The 13,822-nt window shown below is 39.5% G+C and carries 11 protein-coding genes; all 11 read right to left on the reverse strand.

Translation table 11 applies throughout. The features are described from left to right. Positions 1–86 precede the first annotated feature (86 nt). Positions 87–722 (reverse strand): SagB/ThcOx family dehydrogenase, encoded by a 636-nt coding sequence (locus KFO40_RS12055; protein WP_009040907.1) that lies wholly within the window; start codon positions 720–722, stop codon positions 87–89. 94 nt (positions 723–816) lie between these two features. Continuing rightward, positions 817–1,377, reverse strand: coding sequence for an NADH peroxidase (locus tag KFO40_RS12060; RefSeq protein ID WP_004297333.1), 561 nt, complete (start codon positions 1,375–1,377; stop codon positions 817–819). A 22-nt stretch (positions 1,378–1,399) separates the two neighbouring features. Continuing rightward, a complete protein-coding gene (locus KFO40_RS12065; protein WP_004315958.1) occupies positions 1,400–1,828 on the reverse strand; it encodes a Fur family transcriptional regulator in 429 nt (142 codons plus the stop codon). Positions 1,829–2,069: 241 nt separating this feature from the next. Further along, entirely contained in the window at positions 2,070–2,564 is a 495-nt protein-coding gene (locus KFO40_RS12070; protein ID WP_248005580.1) for a lipocalin family protein, read from the reverse strand. A gap of 21 nt (positions 2,565–2,585) precedes the next feature. Next, a complete protein-coding gene (locus tag KFO40_RS12075) occupies positions 2,586–3,350 on the reverse strand; it encodes a DUF1573 domain-containing protein (RefSeq protein ID WP_248005581.1) in 765 nt (254 codons plus the stop codon). 5 nt (positions 3,351–3,355) lie between these two features. After that, positions 3,356–5,419: a S8 family peptidase gene (locus tag KFO40_RS12080; RefSeq protein WP_211146400.1), complete on the reverse strand. Its 2,064-nt coding sequence runs from the start codon at positions 5,417–5,419 to the stop codon at positions 3,356–3,358. Positions 5,420–5,426: 7 nt separating this feature from the next. Further along, positions 5,427–7,127, reverse strand: coding sequence for a BACON domain-containing protein (locus KFO40_RS12085; RefSeq protein WP_211146401.1), 1,701 nt, complete (start codon positions 7,125–7,127; stop codon positions 5,427–5,429). 27 nt (positions 7,128–7,154) lie between these two features. Then, positions 7,155–9,797 (reverse strand): DUF4458 domain-containing protein, encoded by a 2,643-nt coding sequence (locus KFO40_RS12090; RefSeq protein ID WP_211146402.1) that lies wholly within the window; start codon positions 9,795–9,797, stop codon positions 7,155–7,157. A gap of 22 nt (positions 9,798–9,819) precedes the next feature. Next, positions 9,820–11,361: a DUF5003 domain-containing protein gene (locus KFO40_RS12095; protein WP_211146403.1), complete on the reverse strand. Its 1,542-nt coding sequence runs from the start codon at positions 11,359–11,361 to the stop codon at positions 9,820–9,822. 19 nt (positions 11,362–11,380) lie between these two features. After that, the gene (locus KFO40_RS12100; protein ID WP_015532815.1) at positions 11,381–12,271 is read right to left on the reverse strand and encodes a DUF4984 domain-containing protein; all 891 of its coding nucleotides are present in this window, start codon (positions 12,269–12,271) and stop codon (positions 11,381–11,383) included. Positions 12,272–12,296: 25 nt separating this feature from the next. Next, on the reverse strand, positions 12,297–13,814 hold the full coding sequence (locus KFO40_RS12105; RefSeq protein ID WP_049703094.1) for a RagB/SusD family nutrient uptake outer membrane protein: 1,518 nt from the start codon (positions 13,812–13,814) through the stop codon (positions 12,297–12,299). Positions 13,815–13,822 lie beyond the last annotated feature (8 nt).

A 13,822-nucleotide genomic window follows, 5' to 3' on the forward strand; every position in this document is an offset into this window, starting at 1 on the left:
TGACGGTATCCGATAGAGATAGCGTCACTCTTTTTTATAGGCTTATAAATCTTCTTTATACGGCTTATAAGTCTTCCTGCGAATCCTTATTTGAAGTGTCCTACAGGATGATTCATCATTGGCATCTGACTATCTTTCAATTTCAAAACTTTCTTTAGCTGCTCATTGTCCATCGAAGCACGTGGTACTGTTGCCAAGTTAGCAGCAGAACAGAAGATTGAAATATTTTGGGAAACAATACCGGCATCCATAGCCCCCATCAACTGGCTGCGTGGACTTTTGGCATCACCAAACCGAGAAAGATCGCTGATTAAAACCAATGATACCGGAGCTGTTTTCACAAACGCCTGACCACCTGCCACTGCACCACGATAATCTCCCGCAGCTATCAGTGTCAACTGATGATTTTTAGCATCATACAGATAACTTCCTTCAGGCAACACTACATATACATCCACATCCTGTTTATTCAACGCTGACGGAGCAGTTCTCATTCCGGATTCCTTACGGTTTATTCCATTAGCAGCCCACAACAAATCAGACAGATCAGCCAGGCTCAATGCTTTCGAAGCATATTCGCGAGTTGAATGTCGTTCAGACAATGCCTTCATCACCGCACCAGTGCGGTTTAAATTAGGCTTCGGCAATTTAATCACCTTATCAGCAGCAAAGGCAGCCGCTGAAAGCATTAAACAAACTAATAATAGTTGTACTTTTCTCATAACTGTGGTATTTAAAAATTGATAGACAAATATAAATAAAAAAGGTCTGTATTCGTTGTGGAATACAGACCTTTTAAGAGTTTATTAGGCTTAATTATTTCTTATCACCGAAATAACGGTTGTATAATCCTTCAAAACCTTTACCGTGACGAGCTTCGTCTTTGCACATTTCGTGTACAGTGTCATGGATAGCATCCAGGTTCAGAGCTTTAGCACGAGTTGCAATGCGTTTTTTGTCTTCACATGCACCTTGTTCAGCGTCTTTACGTTTCTGCAGGTTAGTTTTAGTATCCCATACGCAGTCACCCAACAGTTCTGCAAACTTAGCAGCATGTTCAGCTTCTTCCCAAGCGTAACGTTTGAAAGCTTCAGCTACTTCAGGATAACCTTCGCGGTCTGCCTGACGGCTCATGGCCAAATACATACCAACTTCAGTACATTCTCCCATGAAGTGATTGTTCAGATCCTTAATCATTTCTTCGTCACAACCTTTTGCAACACCGATAACGTGTTCGTCAGCAAAAGACAATGCGCCACCTTCTACTTCAACAACTTCTACGAACTTGCTGGCAGGAGCTTTACACAATGGACATTTCTCAGGAGCTGCGTCACCTTCATGAACGTAACCGCATACAGTACATCTAAATTTCTTCATTTTCTTCTCAATTTTAAATTAATTAGTCAATACGTGTTTCTTTATCTTTACTTAAGCAATTCTTGCAAATACCTTTATAATAATAATGAACTTCTGATACCTGATGACCATCCATTTCCAGATTTTCCACTTGTTTAATCGCTTCCGGACATTTCAAGTCATAAATATGTCCGCAACGTTTGCAAAGAAAATGGGAATGTACAGAAGTATCCGCATCAAAGTTTGTATTCTTTTCGTCAATCGTAAGCATTAATGCCGCTCCCTGTTCGGAAAACAATTTCAAAGTATTATAAACCGTTGTCTTTGAAAGTGTCGGCATTGAAGGAGACAATGCTGTGTAAATATCATCAGCCGACGGATGAATCGGATGCTCCATCAAATATTCCATGATAGCGATGCGTTGCATGGAAGGCTTGATATTATGCTCTAATAATCGATCGTATGGTTTCATCATCTTCCTTTCTTTTCAAAGTTGTATTCATTACAATTATAAATCCAATGCAAAGATAAGAAGTCTTTATTTTATTTCCAAATAAATCTTTGATTTTATTTGTGCGGTCTTGTATCAATAAAGATAAATACAAAAATAAAAACCGTTTAAATACAAAGATTTGCTTAAACGGTTTTATTATAAAAAGATGCCCCAATTTTCGAGAAAATCTGATGTCAATAAAGTAAAAAACAGAATACAACTAGAATGAAGCTCTTGTTCCGGCTATGATATCTGCCGGAACTTCATTACAACGAGTATAAACTTTTATTTCTCCCGTATCTTCTTTGGCAGTCCATATCATCGAAGTATCAGTCAAACCCGAAACAATGTATGAATATTCCCATCCATCATTCGTATCAAGTTGATAATAGTAAGTACCGCTAATGATATCTCCGTAATCATCTTCTTTACTCAAAACAAAAGAACCGGGAATTTGCTCGGATGTGGCACTGTTGAGATTCGTATAAATAGTGTAAGAACGTTTTCCGTCTTTTTCCTTCCGGTCAAACGTTATATAATAGTAACGTGCATCACCTTCGAGGTTTTCTCCATTCCATTCACTCAATCGCCAACTTCCTGCGATATTCGCATAATTTACATCCTTTGTATCAGGAAGCTTTACTTCATCATCATCCCCACATGACACAAACAGCATCGTGGTGAGTAGTAGCATTATTTTGAATATATTTTTCATATACATATTTTATATTATTTATTATTGTAACAATAGTTTCACTTGTACTGTCCGTTCAGAAGGGCGTACTGAAACGCCGTCCAAGACCAGACAGAACGTAATTTCACTCTTTTGAGGCAACAAACTTCTATCAATAGAAAGAATCATGTCGGCTTCCGTTTCCGGAAGAATTGCTTTCGGCTCTGTTCGAAAACGAATGTATTCCGGCAGCATTAAGGCTGACAAATTTAAAGGTTGCTTTCCTATATTGACACAGATGAATCTTTCCACTTGCATTCCTTCTCGAGAAAGCACTCTAATCTGCCATTCTTTCCTTTTCAGTCGCAATGTATTCCCAATAGCTACGGGATATCCTTTCCATTGGTCGCTGGTAGGTGATACCTTACCAGTAAGTACCAGCCTAGTCATCGGTTTCTTTCCGGAGAGATCGGTATAGACAAATGCTTCCCGATACAAATCACCAGCCTGATCCTTAGGATGAAAAACCAAATTGATTTCTCCCCGTTCCCCCGGTTGCACCAAGTCTTTATTACACTTGGCTACCGTACAGCCACAGGAAGTAGTCAACTTAGAGATACGCACCGTTTTTTTACTTACGTTACAGTATTTAAAATGATACGTTACCGGAGCATCGTCTTCCGACAAAGTCCCTATATTGATTGCAGTACGTTCAAACTGCAAAACTTGCTCTCCCTCTGTTTCCTGCGCAAAGCTATGCGCAGAAGACAGAAGATAGAAAAAGAACAGTCCATACTTGATGGCTTCGATAAAGTATCGTTTCATCATCACATTTACAACCAACTATCGTTTTTACGAACAGTAATAAAGAAATCCTGCTTGGTACCGTCAGTCGCTGTAACGGTAGCTTTCGTAGAACCCACTTTCAGTCCTTTCAAGGTAAAAGTAATGTTGTCTTCCGCAGTGAGAAAAACAGCTATCGAGCTATCATCAACTTTACATGAGAAAGTCATATTCTCTCCATTCTTAAAATAACGGGAGTAATTGATCTTACTTGTACCACCAACGGACACATACATATTGGGAACAGTCATCTCGACACCTCTGCCCTCAACAGCTTTCAATAACTGATAGGCATCAATCAGTCCTGTACCCATATTACCTGTATAAGCAGCAGGTTCCATCTGTCCGGCTGCAATTTGGCCAAATGAAGCATTTGTGTACCAATATACTTTCATTTCCGTGAAATATGGTTCTACCGGCTTGACAGATTCCAATATCATTTTACGGAATTCATCTGCACGAAAATGACGATGCAATTTGGCAGCATAAGAAAGTCCCAGTGCGGCTACTCCCGAAACATGTGGACAAGCCTGTGACGTTCCTTCCATGTATCCATAATTCCCACCATCTTCACTGGCAGAAGATGGCAATGTCGAATATATTTTACTTTTGGGGCTTTGGTGATAATCACTGTCTCCACCTGGAGCACAGATAGAAACTCCCTTCGCATAATTAGAATAACTGGATGGAGTACCATCGGCTGCTACGGCCGCTACTGAAAGATAATCAGGATAAGCGCCCGGATATCCAGCCATGGCTGCATATTCATTACCTGAAGCAAATACGATGATACCTCCATCTATGACATCATTTGGCGAGCCGGCATTGTGAATAAAATAGTCGAAAGCCTCTTTCTCCAGCGGAGCACTGTCTACCCAAGCTTTATCAGAAGTATAACCCGGACTATATCCGCTAATGGGATTGGCAAGTCCCGAATTGTATCCCCAACTACACTGCAAAATAACGGCACCATTATCTGCTGCATATTTCACGGCTTTCGCTTCCTGATACAAGTCACATCCTTTAGGTCCAGAGAATACCTGACAACTCATAATCTTCACTCCACCTATATTACTAGCTTTATCTCCTCCTGCAATACCACTAATACCTTCACCATTATTTCTGACTGCACTGATAATCCCAGCCACATGAGTTCCATGTCCGGTATCATTCGGGTCGTCATAAGAGATATAACCTTTATCATCTGTGAAGTTGTAGCCATAACGGTCACCGGCATAACCATTTCCATCAGCATCTTCCTTTGAAGCAAATGTTTCAGCCTCATTCACCCACATATTCTCCTTTAAATCAGGATGATCATACATCACACCTTCGTCAAGCACAGCTACGATAACGGAAGGATTTCCCGTACAAAGTTTCCAAGCTTCTCCACAATTTACATCAACTCCGGATACAGCAGGTACTACCTCATCGCCCTTGTCATTCTTGTCTCCTGATTGAAGAACGGAGCCGTCATTCTGACATCCCCATTGCAAAGAAAAATGGGGATCATCCGGTGTGACATTTATGGCGCGAGTGTTACGCATCACATGGCTCATTGCTTGTTTTGTGAGAACTGTTGCCCGCACATTAGGATCGTATGAACGTTGGATAATATGGCTAAATTGGACTTTCGCCACATCTGCCACCTGTGACAAATCTTTAGCCACCTGCTCCAAATTCGTATCTTCATCAAAATGGATAACATACCAAAGATTCAGTCCTGCCTTACGGGTACGTTCTTCTGTACGATTATCTATCGGGAAAATACGTTCCAACTTATGAGTACCGATTCGCTTCAGAATTACATCCATATCCGAGATTCCCGAACGGGTCATCGCACCTCCGATAGAGCGAGTTACAGCAGCATCCAAAAAGGATGCCGCTTCCGGTTTGAATTTTACCATTATCTTTCCCTGACTTGCTCCCTCGGGTAAATTAATAATTGGAGCTCCCTGCCCTGTATCAGGTTTCACTGTATCCATATCCCGGTCGGAACAGGATGTAAAAGTGATTGCTACAGCAGCTATTAGAATTAAATATATTCTTTTCATAATCAAATCAATATTCAGTTAATGTAGGTCTGGCTTTCGGATAACGCTCGTAAAACCATTCCAAATTAGAAGGTTCGTTCTTAAATCCCGGAACATTACCATTCATATCCTTTCCAGAATCCTGTGTATAAATCAAAGTGAACGGATCGAAACGTGCGAAACGCGGATGATAAAGTAGCCATTCCGGTAAATCATCTCCCGTCAAGAAGTTCAAATTAATAGTGAACCGCTCGGCATTAGGCAGAATCCTTGGAATAGTCTTTAATTTTTCCTTCACTTCATCGCTTGCACTGTTTAATGTATCGTTACTCTGAATATCTCCATCGGTATAAGCATGTACACCCGATTCCAGTCGGCCACCATAACCGATGAATGTAGGTAACTCCCCATATATCAAATTATAAGATAATGACAACGATTTCAGTTTTTCCCACTTCAACAAGTTCTTAAAATTATAATTATTCGCATCGAATTTCAATCCGAGATTTTCACGTGTATCGTTCAAATCTGTAATTGAACTGTATCGGCGATTACCTGTTAAACTCAAATGAGTAAGTTCTGGGAAGTTCCTGGATTGTAAGTCAGACGGTATAGCCGTAAAGTTATTACTACTCAAATCCAATTTAGTTAAAATCTGACAAGATCCTTCTAATTCTGATTTTGAGATAGTTGTAATACCCATCGCACTTATTGTCAGATTCTTCAGATGCTGCAAACCCTTTAATGCGTTTCCAATCCTATAAGTAGTAGGAAGCAACGTTGTATTCGTATTACTAGCGACAACCAATGTCTCCAAATATTTGATTTTACCGATTTCAGCAGGTAATTCTTCCTTTGTATTCAGCATTTTGAATTCAACAGAACGTACACGACCGATTTGTTCCGGTGTCACACCTTTATCTGTTCTCTCCCATACGGTTATACCTGTCCAATAATCAAGACGTTCGCTGGTATCCCAACTTATCATTGAGCGCAATTTTGTACTTGCAATGACAATAGCAATAGAGTCTCCTCGCCTATCATCTGTTATTTCAGGTGAAGCTTCCTGTTTTACGGTCAAAGCTACTTCTTTCTCCAGTTCATCTTCCTCGTTCACTGGAAGGAACTTAATCGAAGCGATCCTTTCTTTCGGATCTGTATTCATATCCCACTTAAATCGCATCTTAATGGTACGGGGACGAGCTCCATAATCCAAAGATATATCAGGTTGTCTTTTGGAAGTAGTCACCCAAGAGCCCATCAAAGGATAATCGACCTTGAACTTGACATTCGTAGTCACCGATATATCAAAATATCTTTTATCCTCGTTAGCCATACTGGCAACTTCCACTTCATATTTATCCAGACCTATCATCTTTCCATATCCGGTCTGATGTATTTTCAGTTCTTGCTTAGACTGTCCTTCCGGTACAAACGTCACGACAGCATGTCTCACATCATTAGAAAGTGTAGAATCCACTACAATCTCACAATTAGTGCTTCCGACACCATTAGCAGGCATCACCTTCACCCAAGGCTGGTTGACCTTTGCCACCCATTTAGTACCCGAAGCCACTTTCACCGACTCCATTCCACCTGTAGCACCCAAGGTGAACTCCTGGGCATCGATGGTGAAGCCAGAAATGCCTTCCTCATCCGAATCATCACAAGCAGCAATAAAACACAAGCTTGCAAAGAGGCATAAATATATTTTAAACAATGGTTTCATATAGATTCTTTTTTGTTATTTATCTATTTATTCTTTCAAATAATCACATCCACGAATATCCTGTTCCGGATCGTAGATGAGGAGATATCTTCCCTCTTTAATCAGATCGCAAACATTGGAAAGATTGAGAGAGATATTTGGATTATCCTTTATCTCAAAAACGATAATAGCCGATGATATCGTATCAGAAATCTTTCGCAAATCATTTCCACCAATACAGAATTGTCTCAAACTCGGACATAAGCCTAAATTGCCCGGCCATTTTCTCAACAAGCGGTTACCATTCTCATCGCGCTGGTTACGTACAGCATAAACAGTTAATGTGGCAGCGTCCATCGGTCCGGTAGGAACTTCCGTAAAGCGGTTGTTACTTAGATCCACACCATAAAGGAAAGGCATATTTTTCCCATTAAAATCATCCGGAAGCTTTGATAAGTGATTATAAGTCAAGTCGAATGTTTTCATCATATACGAATATTTTGATGCATTGAATGTACCTTTCGGTATCTCTTCTATTCCATTACCGTTCAGTCCTAAAGCTGACACCTGAGAATTTGTATCAAACAGTATCTTCGGGAATTTTTTCAATTTATTCCCCCCCAATGCAATCGTACTGGCATTTACGCCATTAAAAGTTCCATTCTCTTCACCCTCAAATCCATCAATTTCATTGAATGAAAAATTAACAGAAGACATTACATATACAGATTGCGAACTGAATATATTAGGGAATTTCTTCAATTTATTATAAGCAAAAGAGAAAGACTCCACATCAGCATATCCGCAGAAATGTCCACTTTCATCACGTGGCAATTCCTCTATCTGATTGTGATCCATTGACAATTGTACCAAAATAACATCACTACCGAATGCTTTCTCAATCTTTTTAATCTGATTGTATGCACAATCCAGTTTACCAAGTTTTTTCACCATTGACATATCCGGCAAAACAGTCAGTTTATTATAAGTCAAATAAAAGATCTGCAATGTTTTACTTATACTTTCGCTGGCTACAAACTTACCTAAATCCTCATGAAAATCTCCCAAACTCGGATTACTCGCCAAGTTGAATGATTGAAGGTTCGGCAGTTTATTCAGTTCTTCCGGAAGTTTTGTCATAGACGGACAATTGTAAATTTCAAGGTCTGTCAGATTCTCCAGCCCACTTAGGTCAGTCCCCGGTTCAAATCCTTCGAATTTACCGTTGGCAATATACAAATATTGCAATTTCTTCAGGTTTCCAATAGAAGCGGGTATTCTATGAATTCCATTTGTCAACCGATTGACCGGGACATCTTTCAAAGAAGGACGATTGGCTTTGCTATTTACAGTAGGCTGAGAAAAACGACTGGGTATCCCCTCTTTCTGCCACTTCAAAGCAGCTTGTATCGGTTCGGAGAAATACGATTCAATATCCACCTTTACAAACTTATTATAATAATCACTCCTTATAGAGTTCTTCTGTACTTCAGTCAATTCAGTTCCCATCGTCTTCTCAATGATGTTATCACCTACTTGGTCGGAATGATTACCTAAAGATAAAGTTCTAAGCTCCGTTAAGTCTCCTAAAGATTCAGGAATATCACCTTCAGGACCGAACGCACCGATAGAAAGACCTGTGACACGTCCTTTGGCATCCAAATCGACACCAGGTTGATCTCCCCACAAATCAATATCTTTATTGAAATCCCAGTTAGTACCTAAAGGATATGTAGTACCCGAATAACTCCATCCCTTCTGATTCTTTTCTGGAATAGACGGGCCTTTCAAGGCTTCCCACATTTCTTTCAGAACAAGATAGTCCTTAATACTGCCGGTAGTTTTACTGAAGTTAATCGGAACGTTAACTTCAGTAGTCACATTATCCAGCACTTCAAAGTCAGCACCGTTTACTTCTCCATATTCCAAAGACCCCTTATTTTTCTTTTTAGTCGTATAACTTTTAATCTTATATTTACCGGCAGAAAGACGGAATAATGAATCACTGACAGCCACGGATATCTTCTTTCCACTATCATCCAGCTTCTCTGTATACTTTACGGCAATATTCTCAAGAGTCGTCTCTTTTTTCGTAAACTGTTCCTGTACCGTTACATTGATGTATTTGATATCGGAGAAAACATAATCTTCGCCTATTGCCCGAGTGGATGGTAGAAATTTTTTAGTTATAGTAAATTTCACTATCCCTCGATTCACTACTTTCACCTGTATGTCTTGTACAGCTAACCCACCATTTACTACAGTCAAAATTGTCTTTTTATCCGGTTCGCCGGAAAGAATCTGTTTCAAATCCTGCGTAGTTCCATCTGCTTTATACAGATAGAAACCGATAATCTGATAAGTTCCGGCCATCAATTGAAGTTTGTCACTTCTCAAGCCAAATTCACTATCGTCACCCATCGCTTCCAGACCGACAGTCTGTACAATTTCAGTACCGTCTTCCTGATTGATAAGCACGATTTTCATTTTTTGCGCATCACGCAAATAATCCAGCTCATTCGTACTGGCACGTGTACCTGTCGAAACACCTTTATAAAGTTTGAACTGAGCATATCCATATCCTGCCTGAAGTACGTCATCATCGTCAGAGCAACTTCCAGCTGTAAACCCTAAAGTAAACAACATGCAAGAAAGGACAAACATTTTTATAAATAATATCTTAGTTTTCATATAAGCTAAATTTTACATGTTATCAATCCTCATATCGGGGTTGAATCAGCAATACTCCTAAAATAGTTTCATTATCCATTAATTTAATAACCATAGGCTTTGTTCCATTCTTGCTTTCGTCCATACCTGAAACATTGACAAATGCACTTGTCATATACCTTCCCTCAACTTCAATTCCTTCCCATACGGTATCCTGACCATTATGCTTAGTTTCAGCTTGCAAATTCCAACCGGAGTAGCCATTTACAATAATATGGAATGGATCATAATTAACACCTAAAGTCAACGATGAAACCAAAAATACATTTGTAGTACCATATTCACTTTCTAATTGTTCATCTGGCATATCCGAAGGTACAGCTTTCACAGGATTGCCTGTACCATCCAAAATAGGTTCACCACTTTCTTTAACCAAAGATATCAGATCTCCTGCCACTCCTTCCTGTTTTATATCAGCAATTATATTTTCATCATATTCCTTTGGAATCCCCTTTTCAAGTAAAACAAGATCGGATAGATGATCCTTAATTTCAGCATATATAACGTTAGGAAATGCTAATACATACGCAGTTCTTGCTTTCGAATTATTTGCGCTTGCTGCTATATTAATATTCCCTTCTTTATCATCATCTATCCAAAGCCAACGATTAAAGGAATCCATTATTGTATAAGAATATTCAAGCTCCCATGTCATCTGATTCCGTTCTGCCACATATTCCACACATACCAAGGTATATTCATCATTCTTAGCCATTACCGTTACAGGAACTCCCTCGCTATCATAACTATTATCGCCTGCAGTATAACTTTCTCCATCAACCGAGACTTCTATGTTGTCTTTCAGAGTACCAATAATTCTATCAGCAGGAATACCTTCATACTTCACAGGGACTTTTGCAACAGCTCCGCTTCTACTTTCAATTGTCAGAAAGCCGGTAATTTCATTCTTTTTATATTGCATTATCATCTGTGGAGTGACGCTGACATTATCTCCAGCATTGCCAGATACAACTTCGCTGTCTGATGCTCTACGATTGAATTCCATCCATTCGGGGTTACTTTTCAAAGCCCAATCCTCATTAGCTTCTAACACCAATATGTCAGTTCCATCAAAATTGATGACAAAAGGATTTTCTTCTGTGTACATTACAGACTTGTCCGCATTGAAAGCCCGAACTTCATAACCAGTAGACGGACGCGTCACCTCCGCTATCACCTGCTGGCTTCCTGCCAGCTTCATAGTCAGCTCTGCCTTATAAGATTTTAACAGTTCGGTAGCATCATCACTAATATGGATAGTGACTGTCTGCTTTCCGGCATTGCCTGAACAAACGAACGTCCTCTCACCATCCTGTTCAAAATAGCACCATAACGATGAGGAAGTCAATATCCAGTTATCGGCAGCCTCAAAAGTCAGTGTCTTGGTATCTCCGATTTCACATTCTATTTTCTGCAAATCCGGGAATACAGGCGTTGTAGTCTCGTCATCATCACTGCAAGCAGATACGAAGAGACAAAACACTAACGTAATCAATTGCAAATAATATTTCATTATATCTTTCATATTTATTTCCGATTATAGTTTAGAGTCCTTCCTCTTTCTTATACTGTTCCGCTTCTTCATCACTAATCCACTCCAAGATATTCACATAAGTACCTACTGTACCTTTACCCACCACATAAATAGTGCTATATAAGAATACGAATTTCTGGCATACATTATAATAAGAATCGTACGCAACAGGCTGAGTACACATCAGCTTTCCATTACCGTAAATGGTTCCGAAGGCTTCTGCCGTACTACCTATAATTTGATCATCAAACTCTACAAATGGTTTCAACGGATCGGAAGGATCATACTTAATTTTAAGATCATAATTCTTGTAGAAAAAATCATGTAATATGATAGTATTATCTTCCGTCTTGTCTCTTTCTGCCTGCAATAACCGATGTTCCGTATCCGTCATATATGCATTAAAGAAAGAAGAAGTCAATAGACAATAGCCTTCAAAAGTACTTAGTTCGAAAGGACATGCTTTTTGCATTTGAACACGAGTACGTGTACCGTACAAATCCCATATATTTTCATCTTTCGGAAGCAAATTGAACGTAACCGACAAAGAGTCAGTTTTACCTATATTTTCATAAACACCCTTCATCCGGAACTTTGCAACTCGCTCCCCTGCTTTAATGGTTACCGTATTTGATTCAACTACATATTGCTTTTTTTCAATTGCATTACTAGCCTTATCGTCTACTTCCACACCAAAAGAACGGTCATAATCGCATATATTCGTAGCTACTACCGGAATCTCAAACCATTTCTCGCTGTCCTGCACCGGATACATAGATAATGTATCGGAGAACATCACGTAGTCGGAACCGCTGTAAGTCGTCCGGGAAAGATCATTACATCCCCAGAATCCGACAGCCAACGTCGTAAGTGTTACTATTCCTGTTATTAATCGTTTCATTGTTTCTCTATATTATCTTTATACATTATTTATTGCTTTCATTAGGTGCTAGATCTACGCCAGGAGCATCCAACTCATGTTGTGGAATAGGCCATACAAAACGAGGATCGTCTTTCTCTAACTTCAACGTATTACCCGGAGAGATAGTCGAAGTTTGCTCTTTACGTTCAAATCCCTCATGCCAACGTTTCAAGTCGTTAAGACGGAAACCTTCCATAAAGAGTTCTTTCATACGTTCTTCACTGACAGTTTTAAACCAATTTTCTTCTGTAAGCGTAGTAGAGCCACCATAAGAAGAATAACGAGCCATACGTAAAGTAGAAATATCAATTCCTGCTTTTCCATAATAAGATGCTCCCATCCGGCAATAAGCCTCTGCACGAATCAGATATTGTTCCGCTAACCGGAACGGTTTCGGCATGGATACACACAGCAATCTTTGGCTTATAAAATCCTGATTTCCCATGTATTTAACCAAAAGAGGCCAAGTCAACCCATGAGAGAATCCGGTCGTTGCCGTAGCGAAATAAGCATTATAGCGTAAATCAGCATTGGCATAGGCATCCAATGCCCATTTAGCTGGTACATAATCCGGTTTATAAGATGTATAATCATAATTGAGGAATACAGTGCCTAATGCCCCTCCATAGGAATTTACCTCAAACATTACTTTCCAAATGATTTCAGTAGAATTATCATACTGCCACATGTATGCAAAATCATTATAAGTAACCGAATAACTATGCTTGGTTGCATCAGCTAATATATATTTCTTACTATCTATTACTTTAGTAGCATATTCAACAGCTTTCTCCCACTTCCGCATATACAGGTACATACGAGCATATAAAGCATTGACTGTACCAATCGTGAAATATGCAGAATTATAAATAACCTCAGTGTCATCATCCGTAGCCAGATATTCGGCCGATCTAGCCAAATCATCCAATACAAACTGATACGAATCTTTTAAAGAAGCACGTTTTACAGGTCCCGGATTAACGTAGCTGGACTGCAGTACAACTCCCAGTTCATTGGCAGCTTCTTCGTCACTTTCATAAGCTTTACAGAAACACTTCAACAGTTCTGAATAAGCCAGCGCACGGGCAAAATAGATATGACCTTTATAGGTATCCAACTTGTCCAGTTGTTCATCATCTGAAGTGTTGGCCTCTACAGCAGCAATGTTATCAAGAACAAAATTGCAACGTCCGATGACAGTATACAAGCCACCATACACATATTCCACCTGTTTATTGATAGCCAATATTTCATTACGCCATACATCACCATAGATATTTGTATATCCTTTAACAGCGTATACCAGATCCGTCTGAATATCAGGCAATAAAGTCAAGTATCCGCTATATAGGCTGGCATTTTTAAACTGTGCATAAATACCGACCAAAGCTTGGCGTACATCGCTCACTGTCTTAATAGCCTCTTCTTGCGGAATTGCATCTTGCGGATATTTATCAAGACAGGAAGATGCCGAAAGCAATACCGCAACTAAAACTATATATAATTTTATTTTTCTTATCATCACTGATT

Source organism: Bacteroides sp. 1001302B_160321_D4 (genome assembly GCF_015667765.1).
Classification (GTDB): domain Bacteria; phylum Bacteroidota; class Bacteroidia; order Bacteroidales; family Bacteroidaceae; genus Bacteroides; species Bacteroides xylanisolvens.